We start from the raw sequence: 16,876 nt of genomic DNA, 5'->3' as shown, positions 1-16,876 counted from the left end.
CCGAGCGGCGAACCCCGGCCACGGGAAGGCCGGGGTTTCGCTCCGTCCGGGCAACTCTCCCTGACGCAGCGTCAGTTCCAGCCGGGGAACGGCGGCTGCGGCCAGGTCGGGGGCTGCGGCAACGGCGCGTCCGAGGTCAGTGCCGCACCGTCCAGACGCCCGCTGAGCCAGCCGAGCAGCGCGTGGCCCTCACCGCTCACCACCGGCCCGGTCTCCGCGACGGTCCAGCCACGGCCGAGGTCGACGGCTGTCACCCGGGCGAGCGGGAACGCGCGGGCGGTCAGGGCGGCGAGCGTCTCCGGCAGCGCCCACGCCACGTATGCCTCGGGCCAGTCGACCGGCCGGTAGCCGACATCGAGGTCGACGTGGTGGGTCTCCAGTTCGCGCCAGCACCGGTACAGGGTGAACCAGGCCGGGTGCCGCCAGCCCGCGAGCGCCGTGACCAGGGTGTCCCACCGTTCGGCGGGCATCGCCGCGGTGGCATCCGCCAAGCGCTCCAACCGATCCCGCAACCCGGCGACGAGTTCGGCGGCGGGCCGCGCCGCCTCCTGCCGCACGACGTCGGCCGACGTCGCGGCATCGACCCGTGGCGCGGGCTCAACTCCGGTGCGGGCCAACGCCAGCAGCCGCAGGTACGCCTCGGCGGCGCCGGTCAGGTGAGTGATGACCTGGGCGCGACTCCACCCGGCCAGCGTGGACGGCGCGCGGACCGCCGTGTCGTCCAGCGCCGCCACGGCGGCGAGGACCCGGGCAGTGGAGTGGGCCAGCTCCGCGAGGAGTTGACCCGAATCGTTCACCGGCGTACCGGACCAGTTCATCGGCATGGCGTCGGAGCCTACCGATGAGCCACCCGGTCCCCGCCGTCGGGCCCCGTCATCGTCTACTGGTGCTGCCCCCGGCGCGCGGCGGCGGTGTCGTGGTCGAAGCCAGCAGGCGCGTCAGCCGGTGGGCCCTGGACGAACTCGGCCTGCACCGGCTCCGGCTCTGCTACTCGGTGGCCAACCCGGCCTCCTGCCGGGTGGCGGCCAAGGCCGGCTGGCGGGAGCCGGCGCACCATCCCGGACGACGCAGCACGGCCGCCCCCGGTCCCGAATGGGACAGGGGGCGGCCGTCGCGACAGGTGTCACGGGCGTTGCATCAGATGCTCAGGACCTGGCCCGGCATGATGACGTCCGGGTTGGCGCCGATGGTCTGCGCGTTGGCGCCGAACAGCTTGGCCACGGTGGTGCCGTGCGAGGCCGCGATCGCGCTCAGCGTGTCACCGCTCTTGACGGTGTAGCTGCCGCCCGCGTTCGCCGGGGCCTGCTTCTGCACCGGAGCCGACTGCACCGGAGCGGACTGCTTCGGGGCGGACTGCTGCTTCGGCGCGGCCTGCTGCTGGACCGGCGCGGCCTGCTGCTGGACCGGGGCGGCCTGCTGCTGCGGAGCAGCCTGCTGCGCCGGCGCCACGGCCGGGGTGGAGGTGGCGGTCGAACCGCTGGTGGTGTCCACCTGCGCCGCCGGGCCACCGGCCGTCAGGCCGGCCTTGACCGAGCAGACCGGCCAGGCACCCGGGCCCTGGTCCGCCAGGACCTTCTCGGCCACCGAGATCTGCTGCGCCTGCGTCGCCTGGGCGGCGGTCGGCGCGTACTGGGTGCCGCCGTACGCGGCCCAGGTGCTCGGGGTGAACTGCAGGCCGCCGGAGAAGCCGTTACCGGAGTTGATCGACCAGTTCCCGGTGCTCTCGCACTGCGCCACCGCGTTCCAGGTCGACGTCGACGCGGCGGAGGCCGCGTTCGCCGTCACGAGACCCGCCACCGGCAGGACGGCGAGCGCCCCACCCAGCACCGCCAGCCGCACCCGCGAGCGCTTGCCGGCCTTCTCGGTCGTGGTGGTGGCGGTGTTCTCGTTGCGGAAAGTCAAAGGATCTCCTCTGTTGCTGGTGCCCGGACAAACGCGCGCACGGAACCACACCCCACAACCAGCGGAGGAAGGCTCCCGCACGGCCCGCGCCCCGGCCCGGGATACCCACGGGCCCCGGGGCGGTCCCGGGTGACGCTCACTGCGTCGAGATCGAACCTACGCACCCCCGGGACCCCGATCAACCAAACCCGGATCGCCCCAGGCCAGACGCCGTTACCCCCGGAAACCGGCCAGGAAATTCACCCCAAACCACTGGATTCCAGGCGAAGCACCCAGGTCACCTGCGGTCGGAAAGTGGCGCACGCCACGCGCAAACAGCCACCCGGCGCAGCCGCCCGCTCACCCTCCGCCGCAAAACCGCCCGGCTGTGGCCCCCGGCACACGCTGCCCGCCGTCCGAGCTAACCGCGCTCTCCCGCTGGCGCTGCACCACCCCGCGTACCGCGGCCGGGACGAGCATGGTCCCGACCCGACCCGCCGGGCCCGTCGGGCGGCCCTCGGACCCACCAAGCCCCAGGAGGCCGGATGACCGTCGTGGAGGAGCCGGAGCAGGACCTCGCTCCCGGCAGCGCGACCCGCCTGCGCCACGGCAGCACCGTCCTGCGCTGGCTGAGCACCACCGACCACAAGGAGATCGGCAGCCTCTACCTGGCCACCTCCTTCGGGTTCTTCCTGATCGGCGGGGTGCTCGCGATGGTGATGCGGGCCGAGCTGGCCCAGCCCGGCGCGCGGGTCGTCACCAGCGCCCAGTACAACCAGCTCTTCACCATGCACGGCACGATCATGCTGCTGCTCTTCGCGACCCCGACCTTCACCGGCTTCGCCAACTGGATCATGCCGCTGCAGATCGGTTCACCGGACGTGGCCTTCCCACGGCTGAACGCCTTCACCTACTGGGTGTTCCTGTTCGGCGGGCTGATGGTGCTCAGCGGCTTCTTCACCGCCGACGGCGCCGCCTCGTTCGGCTGGTTCGCCTACGCCCCGCTGAACAGCGCGGTCTTCTCCCCGGGCACCGGCGCCGACCTGTGGGCGGCGGGACTGGCGGTGGCGGGTCTCAGCACGATCCTCGGGTCGGTCAACTTCATCACCACGATCGTCTGCCTGCGGGCACCGGGGATGACGCTGTTCCGGATGCCGATCTTCACCTGGAACGCGCTCCTCACCTCGGTCCTCGCACTCTTCGCCTTTCCCGTGCTCACCGCCGCCCTGCTGACGCTGCTCGCCGACCGCCGACTCGGCGCGCAGGTCTTCAACGCCGCCAACGGCGGTGCGCTGCTCTGGCAGCACCTGTTCTGGTTCTTCGGGCACCCGGAGGTGTACATCGTCGCGCTGCCGTTCTTCGGCATCATCAGCGAGATCCTCCCGGTCTTCAGCCGGAAGCCGATCTTCGGCTATCTCGGGCTGGTCGCGGCGACCATCACCATCGCGGGGCTCTCGGCCGTGGTCTGGGCCCACCACATGTTCGTCACCGGGCAGGTGCTGCTGCCCTTCTTCTCACTCACCTCGCTGCTGATCGCGGTGCCGACCGGGGTGAAGATGTTCAACTGGGTCGGCACCATGTGGCAGGGCTCGCTGAGCTTCGAGACCCCGATGCTCTGGGCGATCGGCTTCCTGGCCACCTTCCTCTTCGGCGGCCTCACCGGGGTGCTGCTGGCCGCGCCGCCGATCGACTTCCACGTCTCGGACTCGTACTTCGTGGTCGCGCACATGCATTACGTGCTGTTCGGCACGGTGGTCTTCGCGACCTTCGGCGGCTTCTACTTCTGGTGGCCCAAGTTCACCGGCCGGCGGCTGGACGAGCGGCTCGGCCGGCTGCACTTCGGGCTGCTCTTCGTCGGCTTCCAGGTGACCTTCCTGGTCCAGCACTGGCTGGGCGCCGAGGGGATGCCGCGCCGGATCGCCGACTACCTGCCGGCCGACGGCTACACCACGCTGAACGCGATCTCCAGCGGCGGCGCCTTCCTGCTGGGGCTCTCCACGCTGCCGTTCCTCTTCAACGTCTGGCACACCGCGAAGTACGGGCGACGGGTCGAGTCCGACGACCCCTGGGGCTGGGGCCGCTCCCTGGAGTGGGCCACCTCCTGCCCGCCGCCCCGGCACAACTTCCACGCGCTGCCCCGGATCCGCTCGGACAGCCCGGCCTTCGACCTGCACCACGCGGGCAGCACCAGCGAGGACACCGACCTGGTCACCAGGGACCCGCACCGGCCCGAGGAGCCGCGGCCATGAGGTTCGAGGCCTACCTGTTCGCCGGCATCGCCCTCTTCTTCGGCGTGCTCGGTGGCATCTACGACTGGTACGCCCATGAACCGGCCGGCAAGGCGGCCCTCGCGATGGCCTTCCTGATGTCCGCGCTGATCGCCGTCTTCTTCTTCGTCCAGTCGGTGCGCCACGGACCGCGCGCCCAGGACCGCCGCGCGGTCGAGGTGGCCGAGACCACCGGTCCGCTCGACTTCTTCCCGCCGCACAGCTGGTACCCGCCGCTGACCGCCGCCGGCGCGGCGGTGCTGGCGCTCGGCGTGGTCTTCGGCGTCTGGCTGCTGGTGATCGGCGTCGGGATCACGGCCGCCGGGGTCGGCGGCTTCGTCTTCCAGTACGTCAACCGGGGGAACTGAGCCGATGAGCCCGGACTGCGGTTTCTGCGCCCTGGTGGCGGACCGGGGCGCGCCGATCCACCAGGCCTTCCGGGACGAGGTGGCGCTGGCCTTCCTGGACCACCGGCCGCTCTTCCCCGGCCACCTGCTGGTGCTGCCGATCCGGCACGTGCCGACCCTCACCGACCTGCCGCCCGAGCTGGTCGGCCCGTTCTTCGCCCGGGTCCGGCTGCTGACCGAGGCCGTCGAGCGGGCGACGGCGGCCAAGGGCTCGTTCGTCGCGACGAACAACCAGGTCAGCCAGTCGGTACCGCACCTGCACGTGCACGTGGTGCCGCGCAACCCGAAGGACGGGCTGCGCGGTTTCTTCTGGCCGCGCGGCCGCTACGCCGACGAGGCCGAGGCGCGGCAGGTCGCCGAGCGGGTCGCGACGTGCGCCGCCGAGCTGCTCCGCACCGCATCCGATGCTCCGTTCGGGTGAGATGACGCCGCGTCAGGAATTCTGCCGCCCGGCCGGGCACTGTCATCGGTATGGCTACTCTTGGACTGATCGGCAGTGGAAACATCGGCGGCACCCTGGCCCGGCTCGCGGTCAACGCGGGTCTGGACGTGGTGCTCAGCAACTCGCGCGGCCCCGAGACCCTGGCCGGCCTGGTCGCCGAGCTGGGCCCGCGGGCCCGCGCCGCGACCCCGGCCGAGGCGGCCGGGGCGGGTGACTGGGTGGTGGTGACGATCCCGCTGAAGAACGCCTTCCAGCTCCCCGCCGCACCGCTCGTCGGCCGCCTCGTGCTCGACACCGGCAACTACTACCCCGAGCGGGACGGACACTTCGCCCGGCTCGACTCCGGCGAGGCCAGCAGCAGTGAGCTGGTCCAGGAGCACCTGGCCGGCGCCCGGGTGGTCAAGGTCTTCAACAACATCTTCTTCGGCCACCTGCTGGCACTGGCCCGTCCCGCCGGCGCCCCCGACCGCTCGGCCCTGCCGATCGCGGGCGACGACGCCGCGGCGAAGGAGCGGACCGTCGCCCTGCTCGACGCCCTCGGCTATCTCGCGGTGGACGCCGGGCCGCTCTCCGCGAGCTGGCGCTTCCAGCCCGGCACCCCGGCCTACGGCCTGCCCTACCTCAAGGATCCGAAGTCCCGCCTCGACCTGGACCCGGGCCACCCCGCCGACATCGCCACCATCGAACAGGCCCTCGCCGCCGCGACCCGCTAGGACCCGTCGTCAACAGGCGCCACCGGTGCGACGGTCGGCCGCACCGGTGGGCCGCCCGGGCCGCGCGCCGCCCACGCGCCTCATCGGCTCCAGGGACCGAGCCCGCCGCGCAACCTGGCGCACTCGCTGACCAGGGCGTCGGTGAAGAGCGGCAGGTCGGCGGTCTTCCGGCTGGTGATCAGCGGGCCCGGACCCGCCGGGCAGGTCCGCACCTGCTCGTCCACCCAGGCCGCGCCGGCGTTCTCCAGATCGGTGCGCAGGGTGGACCAGGAGGTCAGCGTCCGCCCGCGCACCATGCCGGCCTCGATCAGCAGCCAGGGCGCGTGGCCGATCGCCGCCACCGGCTTGCCCGCCTCGCAGCAGGCCCGGACGAAGGCCACCGCGGCGGGCACGGAACGCAGTCGGTCGACGCCGACCACCCCGCCCGGCAGCACCAGCGCGGCGCAGTCAGCAAGGTCGCTCTCCTCGACCACCCCATCGACCCGGAAGGTGTCCGCCTGATCCAACTGCCGGTAGGCCTGCACCCAGCCGGGCCGGGTGGAGAGCAGCCGCGGCATGCCGCCCGCCTCCAGCACCGCCTGCCACGCCCCGGCGAGTTCACCCTGCTCGTTGCCCTCGGGGGCGACCAGAAACGCGATCGTCAGCCCCTGCACGGTGATCACCTGCGCCACGCCCTCCTCACCCGTCCCCGGCCGTCCGGCCTCGCCGGCAGCCGCCCTCGCCGTCATCCTCTCCTCGCGGATCCACGCGGGCCGCACCCGCCGCACCGACCTCACCCGGTCGGCCCCGATCGTCCGGCGACCGGCCCGGGGATGCCTGTCACAGCTGCGGCGCGGCCCGCTCCGGGCCCGCCGCGCACCAGCGTTCAGCCAGTTCGGTACGGAAGGAGAACAAGGATGGACAGCGCGGACCTGCTGGTCGACGCCTTCGACCGGGTCAAGGAGGCCGTCCATGAGGCGGTCCAGGGCCTGGCACCGAAGCAGTTGACGGCCAGGCTGGACCCGGAGGCGAACTCGGTGGCCTGGCTGGTCTGGCATCTGACCCGGGTGCAGGACGACCACCTGGCCGAGCTGATGGGCAACGAGCAGGTCTGGACGGCGGACGGCTGGCGGGAGAAGTTCGACCTCCCGTTCCCACCGCAGGTGATCGGCTACGGCCAGAGCTCCGCCGAGGTGGCGCAGGTCCAGGTGACCTCGCGCCGGCTGCTGACCGGCTACTACGACGCCGTGCACCGCCGGACGCTGGGCTTCGTCCGCACGGTGACCGCCGAGCAACTGGACCAGGTGGTGGACGAGGCCTGGACTCCGCCGGTGACCCTCGGGGTACGGCTGGTCAGCGTGATCGCGGAAGACCTGCAGCACGCCGGGCAGGCGGCTTTCATTCGTGGCGTGCTGCTCCGTCGCAGCTCTTGACTGCTCTAGTTAGGAAACTTAACTTATGGACACCCATCCCCCGCGCCCACCGCCCCTCACCCCTGGAGTCCCCCCGTGTCCGCGACACTCAGCAGACGGATCGGCCTGTTCCAGGCCATCGCCATCAATATGAGCCAGATGTGCGGGATCGGTCCGTTCGTGACGATCCCGCTGATGGTCGCCGCGTTCGGTGGCCCGCAGGCGATCATCGGCTGGCTGGCCGGCGCGCTGCTGGCGCTGGTCGACGGCCTGGTCTGGGCCGAGCTCGGCGCCTCGCTGCCCGGCTCCGGCGGCAGTTACGTCTACCTGCGCGAGGCCTTCCAGTACCGCACGGGCCGGCTGATGCCGTTCCTGTTCGTCTGGACCGCGATGCTCTTCATACCGCTGATCATGTCCACCGGCGTGGTCGGCTTCGTCCAGTACCTCGCCTACCTGTGGCCGCACATGACCAAGAGCCAGGGCGACCTGGTGGGCCTGGCGATGATCGCGCTGGTCACCCTGCTGCTCTGGGGGCGGGTCGAGCGCATCGCCAAGCTCACCACGGTGATGTGGGGTGTCATGCTGGCCGCCGTCGGCGCCGTGCTGCTCGCCTCCTACACCCACTTCTCCCCGTCCCGCGCCTTCACCTGGCCCGCGCACGCGGTGGATCTGACGCACAGTCACTTCTGGCTCGGCTTCGCGGCCGGTCTGACCATCGGCATCTACGACTACCTCGGCTACAACACCACCGCCTATCTGGGCGCCGAGATCAAGAATCCGGGGCGGGTGATGCCGCGCTCGATCATCTACTCCATCGTCGGCATCATGGTGATCTACCTGCTGCTGCAGATCGGCGTGCTCGGCGCGCTCGACTGGCACCAGATGCTCGACCCGAACTCGATCGCCTCCTCCTCGGTCGCCTCCGCCGTGCTGCAGGCCACCTGGGGCAGGACCGCCGCCGACGTGGTCACCGTGCTGATCCTGGTCACCGCCTTCGCCTCGGTGCTGACCGGCCTGCTCGGCGGCTCCCGGGTGCCTTTCGACGCGGCGCGCGACGGGGTGTTCTTCCGCTCGTACTCCCGGCTGCACCGCAGGTACGAGTTCCCCACCCTGGGCCTGCTCACCATGGGGGTGGTCACCGCGATCGGCTTCCTGATCGGCCGGCACACCGACCTGAACACCCTGATCAACCTGCTCACCACGGTGATGGTGATCGTCCAGTCGTTCGCCCAGGTGCTCGCGGTCACCGTGCTGCGCAAGCGTCAGCCCGACCTGCCCCGCCCGTACAAGATGTGGCGCTACCCCCTGCCGAGCCTGGTCGCGGCCCTGGGCTGGGTGGTGATCTACGGCTACGCCGACCGCAACGCGCCCGGCTACCACCCGATCGAGTGGTCGCTGGCCTGGGTCGCGGCGGGCGCGGTGGCGTTCCTGATCTGGTCCAGGTTCGAGCGGATCTGGCCGTTCGGACCCAAGGAGATCCGCGAGGAGTTCCGCCGCGCCGACGCCGACGCACAGCTGCCCGTGGGCACCTGACGCCCCGTCCATAGCGGCCCGGTCCGGCCGACCTCGCCGGACCGGGCCGAAGCGTCCGCTACCCCAGCGCCGCCGTCCGCCGTTCGAAGACCTCCGCGCGGGCGTCCAGCAGGGCGGTGGCCAGCGCACCGCGCAGCACCGCCTCATCGCCCAGCAGGCTCGCCGCCAGGCGCGGTCGCAGCGGGGTGAGGCGGTGCAACTCCTCCTCCAGCGGGTCGATCAGCAGGTCGGCCCCGTTGCCGAGGCCGCCGCCGAGCACCACCAGGTCCGGATCCAGCACGGCGGCCACCACCGCGACGGCGAAGGCGAGTTGCTGGGCCTCGCGGAGCACGGCGGCCCGCGCGGCCGGATCACCGGACCGGGCCGCCTCGAAGACCCGCTTGGCCGTCAGAGTGCCGCGCAGGCCGAGCTCCCGCGCCGAACGCACCACCGACTCCGCCGCGGCCGTGCCCTCCAGGGTCTGCTGCCCGCCGGCCAGCGGCAGCAGCCCGATCTCGCCGGCCGCGCCGCTCGCCCCCGGCTGGAGCTCGCCGCCGACCACCACGCCCATGCCCAGGCCGGTGCCGATCAGCAGGTAGACGAAGACCTTGCTGCCGGCGCCCGCACCGTCGGCGTACTCGCCGAGCGCGGCGAGGTTGGCGTCGTTGTGCACGCTGATCCTGGTGCCCAGCCCCGCCGCGAGCCGCTCGAAGAGCCCGCGCCGGCCCCAGCCGGGCAGGTTGGCGGCGAAGTGGACCCGGCGCTGCGACTCGTCCCAGACGCCCGGTGAGCCGATCGCCGCGTGCACCACCTCGCCCGGCCGCAGCCCGGCCCGCTCGGTGGCCTCGTGCGCGGCGGCCACCACCGCGTCCGCCACGGCGTTGGCGCTGCGACCGCGGTTGGGCACGTCGTGCCGGGCCACGATCCGCCCGTTCAGATCCGCCACCGCGACCCGCAGCCTGGCCCGCCCGATGTCCACCCCGAGCACGTGCCCGGCCCGCGGATCGGGCTCGTAGAGCACCGCGACCCGGCCCCGCTCGGGGGCCAGCAGCCCGGCCTCGCGAGCCAGTCCGGCCCGCTCCAGGGTCGCCAGCGCGGCCGAGACGGTGGGCTTGGACAGCCCGGTGTCCCGGGCCAGCTGCGCGCGCGACAGCGGGCCCGCGGAGCGCAACCGCTCCCAGAGCAGCCACTCGTTGTTGCTGCGCAGCCGCTGCCGGTTCCAGGGCTGCGCGGCCTGCGGCCCACCGTGCGAGCCGGAACCCGTCGCCGGGCGGGTGCTCATCGATGCCTCCGGGCCGTTGCCGTGCTGTCCGTGTTCTGCCGCAGCCACTCTATGCAACGCGCCTGACCAGCGGGGAGACCCGGTAGGACGCGGAGTTCCACCGACGCTCCGTCAGCTCACCGCGCTCCGCTCCGGTATCCGGGCGGCGAGCCGATGGTCGACGCCTGCGGACCGAACGCCGCGACATAGCCGGGGTGCGACTCGGCCCACTCGCGCCCCGGCAGCCACAGCTCGGCGACCCCGTCCAGCTGCGGCGCCGACGAGGTCGCGGCTGAACCGCAGGCGCCAGCGGTCGCCGGCCGGCTCCAGGGTCGCGAGGTCGGTCACGGCATGCTCCCGTTCTCCTGCCCCGTCCGCGGCCCGGCCCGGCGGGGTGCCGGATCCGGCGACCGCGGGACGTCGTCCATCACGTCCAGGTGATGCTCGAGCCGGTCCAGGCTCTCGCTCCAGAGCGCCCGGTAGGGCGCCAGCCACTGCTCCAGTTCGCGCAGCGGCTCGGCGCGCAGCCGGTAGAGGCGGCGCTGCTCGGCCACCCGCACCTCGACCAGGCCGGCCTCGCGCAGCACCCGCAGGTGCTTGGAGACCGCCGGCTGACTGGCCGCCAGGGCCTGCGCCAGCTCACCGACCGACCGCTCGCCGTCGCGCACCAGCTCGAGTATCCGGCGGCGGCGCGGCTCGGCGAGCACTTCGAAGACCGACGTCACACGAGTAGCATGCCTCTGGAGTTATATGCCCGTCAAGGCATACGATGACCACGCACGTGTCACCCACCCTGACCGGTTAGGAGCACAGCACGATGACCGACGAGACCCTCCCCCCGCTGGCGCCGCTCGACGAGGACTGGGAGCGCGCCCTGGCCGTGGTCGCCCACCCGGATGACATGGAGTACGGCGCGGCGGCCGCCGTGGCCCGGTGGACGGCGCAGGGCAAGACCGTCGTCTACGCCATGGTCACCAGCGGGGAGGCCGGCATCGACTCGATCGACCCGGCCGAGTGCGGGCCGCTGCGCGAGGCGGAGCAGATCGCCTCGGCCGCGCTGGTCGGCGTGGACACGGTGGAGTTCCTGCGCCACCCCGACGGCACGGTCGAGTACGGGCTGCCGCTGCGCCGGGACCTGGCCCGGCTGGTGCGCCGGCACCGTCCGGAGATCGTGATCACCACCAACTTCCGGGCGACCTACGGCGGGGTCTTCCCGAACCAGGCCGACCACATCGCGGCCGGCCGGGCCACCCTGGACGCCGTGCGCGACGCGGGCAACCGCTGGGTCTTCCGCGAGCTGACCGCCGAAGGCCACGAGCCGTGGAACGGCGTGCGCCAGGTCTGGGCGGCCGGCTCCCCGCAGTCCGGGCACGGCGTGGACACCACCGACACCTTCGAGGCCGGGGTGGCCTCGCTGGAGGCCCACGCGGCCTACCTGGCCGGCCTCGGCGGACAGATGGCGGACGCCCGCGGCTTCCTGGAGTCGATGGGCCGGAGCACCGGATCACGACTCGGGAGCCGGTTCGCCGCCGCCTTCGAAGTGATCAACCTGCACTTCTGAGCCATCGGGGCACACTTCTCGGCCATGGCCTGGCGGGCGCACCCCCACCGCTGCGGCTAGGATGTGACTGGTTGTCAGACTGCGAGGGCGGCACCGGGTGCCGCCCTCGACGCAGCGCGCGATCCCCCGCGCGATCCCCCGGAGTGGAGAGAACGCAATGGCTGAGGAAGCGGCTTGCTGGGCGGCCTGGACCACCAAGAACGTGCGCTCGGGTCCGGGCGGTGTGCTCACCGCGGAGGGCGCCAAGCTCACCGGTGACCTGAGCGTGCACACCACCTGGACGGGCACCGAGGCGATCCTCACCGTCCAGTACACGGACGCGCTGGACTGGTTCACCCTGCAGGGCAGCCCCAAGGCCGTGACCGAGGAGCTGGTGGCCCGCGATCTGCACCAGGCCGCGGTCAACGCGGTCAAGGCCGGCGGCGGCGCGGCACTCGACTGACCCGGCCCGGCACCTCGACAATCCTGACCTGACCGGGTTCCGCTGCGACGGAACCTCGGTCGGCAGGGCCCGGTCAGCTCGCCGGGCCCGCCCCGGCCAGCAACTCGCGCAGCAGCGGCAGCAGTTCCTCGGGAGACACCGCCGCCAGCTCGGCGAAGGCACCGCTGGAGCGGGTCAGCACCACCCCGGCGAAGGCGGCGGCAGCCAGCTCGGCCCGCAGCTGCGGGCGGTCCGCACCCTCCGCGGCGAACCGGTCGGACAGCGGTCGCACCAGGCGCTCGGTGAGGTGGTCCCGGGCGGCCTGCTGGGCCTCACTGCTCTCGCCCGGCAGCACCGCGGCCTGGAAGGACGGGCCCGGGCCGCGCCGGTCGAAGCGCTCCAGCAGGATCCGCAGCCGGTCGTGGTCGAGCAGGTCGGCCGGGAGGTTGTCGCCCAGTTCGAGCCGCACGGCGGCCAGGTACAACTGCGTCTTGCCGCCGAAGTAGCGGGCGATCAGCGCCGGGTCGACCCCCGCGCGGTCGCCGATCTCACGGGTGGTGGTGCGCTCGAAGCCCCGGTCCGCGAACAGCTCCACAGCCGCCTGGAGCAGCAGTTCGCGGCTGCGCGCGGCATCCCGGCGCCGGGCGGGCGCCTGGCCCGCCCCGGCGGCCTGCCCGGCCGACCCGCCGTCAGGAGCCCGGCCGTCAGCGGTCTCGCCGCCGGTGGCCTCGGTCACCGTTCGGCCCGCACCGGGACGATGGGCACCTCGTCCTCGCCGGGCGCGATGTCGGCGATGCTCTCCTCCACCATCAGCTCCTCGTCCACCGTGGCCTGTTCAGCCGCCACGGCGCCGCGCCGGGGCAGCACGATGGTAACCAGTCCGGCCGCCACCCACACCGCACAGCTGATCAGCGCGGCGAACCGGTAGCCGTCGTCACCGGGCAGCAACTGCCCGGGGGCGGTGTGGGCCTGCAGCACCGCGCCGCAGAGCGCGCTGCCGGTGGAGTAGCCGACATAACGCAGCACCTGGTTGAAGCTGACCGCACTGCCGACCTCCCGCGCGGGCACCGAGCTGACGATCAGTCCGGGCATCACCGCGAAGGTGCAGCCGACGCCGAGGCCGGCAACGGCCATCACCACCAGCAGTTCCCAGAGCTGGCCCCGGGCGAAGAGGAAGAGCAGCACCGAGACCAGCGAGACCGCGCAGCCAAGCGGCAGCACCAGCGCGGTCGAGGTGCGCCGGATCAGCACCGGCACCACCTTGCTGGAGAGCACGCTCACCACCGAGAACGGCAGCAGCACCAGGCCCGCGACCACCACCGACTCGCCCAGGCCGTAGCCGGTGCTGGTGGGGGTCTGCACGTAGCGGATCACCAGCGACATCAGCAGGTACATCCCGACGCCCGCGACCAGCCCCGCCACATCGGCGGTCAGCACCACCCGGTGGGTCAGGGCCCGCAGCTCGACCAGCGGGTGCTCGGTGCGCAGTTCGTGCCAGATCCAGCAGGCCAGCAGCAGCACCGCGCCCGCCGCCACCGCCCAGAGCCGGCCGCTGGCCCAGCCCCAGCTCTCGCCTTCGCTGAGCACCAGCAGCAGTCCGGTGAGCGCCAGCCCGAGCAGCACCGCGCCCAGCGCGTCCAGCGGGCGGGCGGCGCGATGGTGGGTGGCGGGCAGCACCAGCGCGGCGAGCAGCAGGGCGAGGGCGCTGATGATCGCGCCGAACCAGAAGCCGGCGTGGATCCCGAAGGACTGGGCGATCAGGCCGGTGATCGGGTAGCCGAGGCCGACGCCCGCCACCGTGGTGATCGAGAGCAGCGCGACCGCCGAGCGCGAGCGGTCGGCGGGCAGGCTGTCCCGGGCGGTGGCGATGGCCAGCGGGGTCAGGCCCAGTCCGATGCCCTGCAGCCCGCGCCCGACCACCAGCCAGCCGAAGCCCAGCGGCAGCGCGGCCAGCACGCTGCCCAGCACCACCACGGCGGCGGCGCCCAGGGTCACCGCGCGCCGCCGGGGCCCGTCGCCGAGGCGGCCCAGCACCGGGGTGGCGACGGCGCCGACCAGCATGGTGACGGTCAGCGACCACTGGGCGTCGGCGAGCGAGACGTGGTCGACGGTGGCGATGGTCGGGACCAGCGGCGCACCGAGACTGCTGATCACGGCCACCACCATGCCGAGGAAGACCAGCACCGGCACCAGCGCCCGTTGACGGAGCACCGGTCGGGCCGGCGGGGTCTCGGTGGTCGTCGCCATGGGCGTGCCCTCCTAAGCTTAGTCATCAAGCGATGTCATCTGATGATGACATAATCTGAACCGTTCGAGAACCCTTGCCCCGACCGGCATCGGAGCGCGGGACCGGAAAGGGCCGCAACAGAGAGCGCCGGAGCGGAACAGACCGTCCGTTTCATGCGTTGCGGCTGAGGGGTACAGCGGCGATCAGAAGACAGCGGCGATCAGAAGAGAGCAGGCACGGCGATGGGCTCGTTGACCGCGCTGGTCCAGGCCGCCGGACCATGGGCGTACACCTTGGTCTTCGCTCTCACCGCCGCCGAGACCAGCGCTTTCATCGGGGTGCTGCTGCCCAGCGAGACCCTGGTCCTGTTCGCCGCCGCACTGGCCGCGCACGGCACGCTCGCCCTGCTGCCGCTGACCGCCGCCGTGATAGCCGGGGGCATCACCGGCGACAGCATCGGCTACCTGCTCGGCCGGCGGCTCGGCCCCCGGGTCACCGCGCGGCGCCGCTCCCGGCTGCTGCGGCCGGGCGGCCGGGTCGCCAAGGCCGGCGGCTACCTGCGCGAGCGCGGTGGTCCCGCCGTCTTCACCGGGCGCTTCATCGGCTTCGTCCGCTCCTTCGTCCCGTTCGCCGCCGGCGCCGCGCGGATGCCCTACCGCCGCTTCCTTGCCTTCAGCGCCGCCGCCTCACTCGCCTGGGGCGTGGGCAACGTCGCGCTCGGCTACCTCCTCGGTGCCTCGGCCCAGCACCTGCCGCACTCCGTCGAGGCGATCGGTGCCGCGGCCGTCGCCGCCGCGGCGGGGGCGGCACTGCTCGTGCGGCGGGTACGCCGCCGACGCCGGGCCGCCTCGGCGCAGCCCGTCCGGCTGCCGCCGGCACCCCGGGGCGAGGAGCCGCGGCCGCCCGTTTACCACAACGAACCCGCCGAGTCGCCGTTCACGGCTCAGGGACCCACTTTCGACTGAACCCGACCCGGTGGGCCGCTGCGGCCGACCGGGTCGGCGCCATGCTGTGGCCATGATCGAAGACGCAGAGCACGTCCCCGCCTACCGGACCATCCGGATGTCGCCGCCGGACGCCCCTGTGGCTGCACTGGCCGACCTGGAAGCCTGGCAGGCCAGGAATCCGTACCCGGACCTGCGTGGCGCCGACGGCCCCGCCTTCGGCATCGCCCGCGAGTCGGAAGAGGGCGGCTGGCGGCTCGAACCGCACTGCGGCAACTCCGATCCGCAGGACGCCCGGGACAGCATGGCGGGCCTCTTCCGCCGCCGGGCGCACGAGGCCGAGCAGGCCGGTGACGAGGAACGGCGCCAGGCCTTCCTGGCCGCCGCCGACCGGCTGGACTGGGAGGAGATCGACGAGCTGACCGTGGCCGGCACCCGCTACCGGGTGGTGCGCTGCGAGCGGTTCATCCGGACCGGTCCCGACGGCCCGGAGCCACCGCGCACCACCGACCCCGATCCCTCCCCCGCGGGCCTGTCCTACCAGGAACCCGATCCGGCCGACGGGTTCGTGCTCGACCCGATCTCGGTCACCGGGCTCTCCGAGGGGATCCTGAAGCTCGAACTGCTCGGCCTGGTCCACCCGGTGGGCCCGATCGAGCAGGGCATCAAGGAGGACGCCGTCCGGGCCGTGCAGACCCATCCCGGCGGCGTGCTGCTGCCGCCCGTCTTCATGGTCGCCGAACGGACCGCCTTCGGCTGGCAGCCGAGCCTGCCGGCGCTCGCCACCTCTCCGCAGGACGCGCGCGACTCGATCTCCTTCGGCCTGCGGGTGGTGGACCCGGTGCGGCGCCGGCTCGACCCGGCCCAGCGCGCGGAGTACGCGCGGGCCGCCCAGTGGCTGGACGACAACCGGGCGAACGACCTGGACGTCGCCGGGCGCCACCTGCGGGTGGTCCGGGTCGAGCGGCTGATCCGGATCGGTCCGGACGGCCCCGAGGGCCCGCGCTCCTCGGACCGCAGCCTGCAGCCGCCGTTCAAGGTGCACGACCAGCAGCTGCGCGCCGCGGGCTCGATTCCCGAGGACGAGGACGAGAACGCGCCGATCGTGCTCGGCCCGGACGCCGAGGAGATGCACCAGCTGATGATCAAGGAGCAGGAGCGGCGGGCCGCGGTGGCGGCCAAGGAGCAGCGGCGCAAGAAGAAGCAGCCGCCGAAGCGGGGCGGCCGCAAGTAGCCCCGGCCCGGCCACCTGAGTGGTGACTGTCCGTCAGATCGCGTCGGCCTGCTGGGCCTCCCCGCCGACTCCCCCGCCGACTCCCCCGCCGACTCCCCCGCCCGCTCCCCGGTCGGCCGGCGCCGGGGCGGCGAGCGCGATCAGCGGCCGGAGCGTGTCATCGGCCAACTGGTAGCGGATCACCCGGCCGTCGCGCGTGCCGGTGACCACGCCCGCTGCCCGCAGCAGGCGCAGCGCCTGGGAGACGGCGGTGGCGTTCATGCCGGTGGCCAGGGCGAGATCGGTGACGCTGATCGGGCCGGCACCGCTGATGCAGAGCAGCATCGCCAGCCGGTGCGGGTCACCGAGCAGGGCGAAACGGGCGGCCCAGGCGGCGACCTGTTCGGGATCGCCCAGTGCCTCGATCGCCGCGCAGGCCCGGTGGTCGTCAATGGTGGTGTGGTGGGCCCGCTCGGCCGGCACGAGGTGCATGCCACCACTGTGGCACAGAGATCCCACAACATCTCATCAGTTGCGCAACCTTGAAGACTATGACGCCTTGGCCCTAGGCTGACGGCCGTCTCCGCCCCCGGCGGTGACGGTGCAGCCTCAGCGAAGCCGGTGTGAACCCGGCAC

The 16,876-nt window shown here is 72.9% G+C and carries 18 protein-coding genes and 1 pseudogene; 11 read left to right on the top strand and 8 right to left on the bottom strand.

Going from position 1 to position 16,876, the window contains the following annotated elements:
• Positions 1-71 precede the first annotated feature (71 nt).
• Positions 72-824, bottom strand: a complete 753-nt coding sequence (locus OG403_RS34640) for a maleylpyruvate isomerase family mycothiol-dependent enzyme (RefSeq protein ID WP_329571497.1) — start codon at positions 822-824, stop codon at positions 72-74.
• A 62-nt stretch (positions 825-886) separates the two neighbouring features.
• Between OG403_RS34640 and OG403_RS34635 the strand changes: the two are divergent.
• A pseudogene (locus OG403_RS34635) lies at positions 887-1,039 on the top strand (GNAT family N-acetyltransferase); the annotation flags it as partial.
• A gap of 98 nt (positions 1,040-1,137) precedes the next feature.
• On the opposite strand, the gene OG403_RS34630 reads toward OG403_RS34635, so the two are convergent.
• Entirely contained in the window at positions 1,138-1,902 is a 765-nt protein-coding gene (locus tag OG403_RS34630; protein WP_329571495.1) for a LysM peptidoglycan-binding domain-containing protein, read from the bottom strand.
• Between the two features lie 524 nt (positions 1,903-2,426).
• Here OG403_RS34630 and ctaD point away from each other — a divergent pair.
• From ctaD to OG403_RS34610, 4 genes are read left to right on the top strand one after another with little or no spacing between them, the layout of a single operon-like run.
• Entirely contained in the window at positions 2,427-4,130 is a 1,704-nt protein-coding gene (ctaD, locus tag OG403_RS34625; RefSeq protein ID WP_329571494.1) for an aa3-type cytochrome oxidase subunit I, read from the top strand.
• The gene (gene ctaF / locus OG403_RS34620) at positions 4,127-4,516 is read left to right on the top strand and encodes an aa3-type cytochrome oxidase subunit IV (RefSeq protein ID WP_329571493.1); all 390 of its coding nucleotides are present in this window, start codon (positions 4,127-4,129) and stop codon (positions 4,514-4,516) included. The genes ctaD and ctaF overlap by 4 nt, the downstream gene beginning before the upstream one ends.
• A 4-nt stretch (positions 4,517-4,520) precedes the next feature.
• Positions 4,521-4,976: an HIT family protein gene (locus tag OG403_RS34615; RefSeq protein WP_329571491.1), complete on the top strand. Its 456-nt coding sequence runs from the start codon at positions 4,521-4,523 to the stop codon at positions 4,974-4,976.
• A gap of 50 nt (positions 4,977-5,026) precedes the next feature.
• A complete protein-coding gene (locus OG403_RS34610; RefSeq protein WP_329571489.1) occupies positions 5,027-5,710 on the top strand; it encodes an NADPH-dependent F420 reductase in 684 nt (227 codons plus the stop codon).
• An 80-nt stretch (positions 5,711-5,790) separates the two neighbouring features.
• On the opposite strand, the gene OG403_RS34605 is transcribed toward OG403_RS34610, so the two are convergent.
• Entirely contained in the window at positions 5,791-6,438 is a 648-nt protein-coding gene (locus OG403_RS34605; RefSeq protein WP_329571487.1) for a DJ-1/PfpI family protein, read from the bottom strand.
• A gap of 168 nt (positions 6,439-6,606) precedes the next feature.
• Between OG403_RS34605 and OG403_RS34600 the strand changes: the two genes are divergently transcribed.
• Entirely contained in the window at positions 6,607-7,122 is a 516-nt protein-coding gene (locus tag OG403_RS34600; RefSeq protein WP_329571485.1) for a mycothiol transferase, read from the top strand.
• A gap of 75 nt (positions 7,123-7,197) precedes the next feature.
• Positions 7,198-8,634 carry an APC family permease gene (locus OG403_RS34595; RefSeq protein WP_329571483.1) on the top strand — a complete coding sequence of 479 codons (1,437 nt, stop codon included), beginning with the start codon at positions 7,198-7,200 and terminating at the stop codon, positions 8,632-8,634.
• Between the two features lie 58 nt (positions 8,635-8,692).
• Here OG403_RS34595 and OG403_RS34590 read toward each other — a convergent pair whose 3' ends face one another.
• Complete coding sequence (locus OG403_RS34590) at positions 8,693-9,895, bottom strand: ROK family transcriptional regulator (RefSeq protein WP_329571481.1); 1,203 nt, start codon at positions 9,893-9,895, stop codon at positions 8,693-8,695.
• 323 nt (positions 9,896-10,218) lie between these two features.
• Positions 10,219-10,599, bottom strand: coding sequence for an ArsR/SmtB family transcription factor (locus OG403_RS34585; protein ID WP_329571479.1), 381 nt, complete (start codon positions 10,597-10,599; stop codon positions 10,219-10,221).
• A gap of 92 nt (positions 10,600-10,691) precedes the next feature.
• Here OG403_RS34585 and OG403_RS34580 point away from each other — a divergent pair, with 92 nt between their 5' ends.
• Both OG403_RS34580 and OG403_RS34575 read left to right on the top strand, forming a co-directional pair.
• The gene (locus OG403_RS34580) at positions 10,692-11,435 is read left to right on the top strand and encodes a PIG-L deacetylase family protein (protein WP_329571477.1); all 744 of its coding nucleotides are present in this window, start codon (positions 10,692-10,694) and stop codon (positions 11,433-11,435) included.
• Positions 11,436-11,592: 157 nt separating this feature from the next.
• Positions 11,593-11,877, top strand: coding sequence for a hypothetical protein (locus OG403_RS34575; protein ID WP_266289895.1), 285 nt, complete (start codon positions 11,593-11,595; stop codon positions 11,875-11,877).
• A 73-nt stretch (positions 11,878-11,950) separates the two neighbouring features.
• On the opposite strand, the gene OG403_RS34570 is transcribed toward OG403_RS34575, so the two are convergent.
• Positions 11,951-12,592: a TetR/AcrR family transcriptional regulator gene (locus tag OG403_RS34570; protein ID WP_329571473.1), complete on the bottom strand. Its 642-nt coding sequence runs from the start codon at positions 12,590-12,592 to the stop codon at positions 11,951-11,953.
• On the bottom strand, positions 12,589-14,103 hold the full coding sequence (locus OG403_RS34565; RefSeq protein WP_329571471.1) for an MFS transporter: 1,515 nt from the start codon (positions 14,101-14,103) through the stop codon (positions 12,589-12,591). Before OG403_RS34565 ends, OG403_RS34570 begins: the two co-directional genes overlap by 4 nt.
• Before the next feature lie 222 nt (positions 14,104-14,325).
• On the opposite strand from OG403_RS34565, the gene OG403_RS34560 reads away from it, so the two are divergent.
• Positions 14,326-15,048, top strand: coding sequence for a DedA family protein (locus tag OG403_RS34560; protein WP_329571469.1), 723 nt, complete (start codon positions 14,326-14,328; stop codon positions 15,046-15,048).
• A 52-nt stretch (positions 15,049-15,100) separates the two neighbouring features.
• On the top strand, positions 15,101-16,261 hold the full coding sequence (locus OG403_RS34555) for a DUF5954 family protein (RefSeq protein ID WP_329571468.1): 1,161 nt from the start codon (positions 15,101-15,103) through the stop codon (positions 16,259-16,261).
• 33 nt (positions 16,262-16,294) lie between these two features.
• On the opposite strand, the gene OG403_RS34550 is transcribed toward OG403_RS34555, so the two are convergent.
• Positions 16,295-16,732: an ArsR/SmtB family transcription factor gene (locus OG403_RS34550; protein WP_329571466.1), complete on the bottom strand. Its 438-nt coding sequence runs from the start codon at positions 16,730-16,732 to the stop codon at positions 16,295-16,297.
• Positions 16,733-16,876 lie beyond the last annotated feature (144 nt).

Origin of the sequence: Kitasatospora sp. NBC_01266 (genome assembly GCF_036242395.1) — a bacterium.
Taxonomy (GTDB): domain Bacteria; phylum Actinomycetota; class Actinomycetes; order Streptomycetales; family Streptomycetaceae; genus Kitasatospora.
The sequence above is the reverse complement of the archived record's forward strand: the minus strand, read 5'-3'. Positions and strand labels throughout refer to the sequence as shown.

Excerpts from the sequence above, each read along its gene's own strand:
- OG403_RS34640 (WP_329571497.1), bottom strand. The coding sequence starts at position 824 with ATGCCGATGAACTGGTCCGGTACGCCGGTGAACGATTCGGGTCAACTC.
- ctaD (WP_329571494.1), top strand. The coding sequence starts at position 2,427 with ATGACCGTCGTGGAGGAGCCGGAGCAGGACCTCGCTCCCGGCAGCGCG.
- ctaF (WP_329571493.1), top strand. The coding sequence starts at position 4,127 with ATGAGGTTCGAGGCCTACCTGTTCGCCGGCATCGCCCTCTTCTTCGGC.
- OG403_RS34615 (WP_329571491.1), top strand. The coding sequence starts at position 4,521 with ATGAGCCCGGACTGCGGTTTCTGCGCCCTGGTGGCGGACCGGGGCGCG.
- OG403_RS34610 (WP_329571489.1), top strand. The coding sequence starts at position 5,027 with ATGGCTACTCTTGGACTGATCGGCAGTGGAAACATCGGCGGCACCCTG.
- OG403_RS34605 (WP_329571487.1), bottom strand. The coding sequence starts at position 6,438 with ATGACGGCGAGGGCGGCTGCCGGCGAGGCCGGACGGCCGGGGACGGGT.
- OG403_RS34600 (WP_329571485.1), top strand. The coding sequence starts at position 6,607 with ATGGACAGCGCGGACCTGCTGGTCGACGCCTTCGACCGGGTCAAGGAG.
- OG403_RS34590 (WP_329571481.1), bottom strand. The coding sequence starts at position 9,895 with ATGAGCACCCGCCCGGCGACGGGTTCCGGCTCGCACGGTGGGCCGCAG.
- OG403_RS34580 (WP_329571477.1), top strand. The coding sequence starts at position 10,692 with ATGACCGACGAGACCCTCCCCCCGCTGGCGCCGCTCGACGAGGACTGG.
- OG403_RS34575 (WP_266289895.1), top strand. The coding sequence starts at position 11,593 with ATGGCTGAGGAAGCGGCTTGCTGGGCGGCCTGGACCACCAAGAACGTG.
- OG403_RS34565 (WP_329571471.1), bottom strand. The coding sequence starts at position 14,103 with ATGGCGACGACCACCGAGACCCCGCCGGCCCGACCGGTGCTCCGTCAA.
- OG403_RS34560 (WP_329571469.1), top strand. The coding sequence starts at position 14,326 with ATGGGCTCGTTGACCGCGCTGGTCCAGGCCGCCGGACCATGGGCGTAC.
- OG403_RS34555 (WP_329571468.1), top strand. The coding sequence starts at position 15,101 with ATGATCGAAGACGCAGAGCACGTCCCCGCCTACCGGACCATCCGGATG.
- OG403_RS34550 (WP_329571466.1), bottom strand. The coding sequence starts at position 16,732 with ATGCACCTCGTGCCGGCCGAGCGGGCCCACCACACCACCATTGACGAC.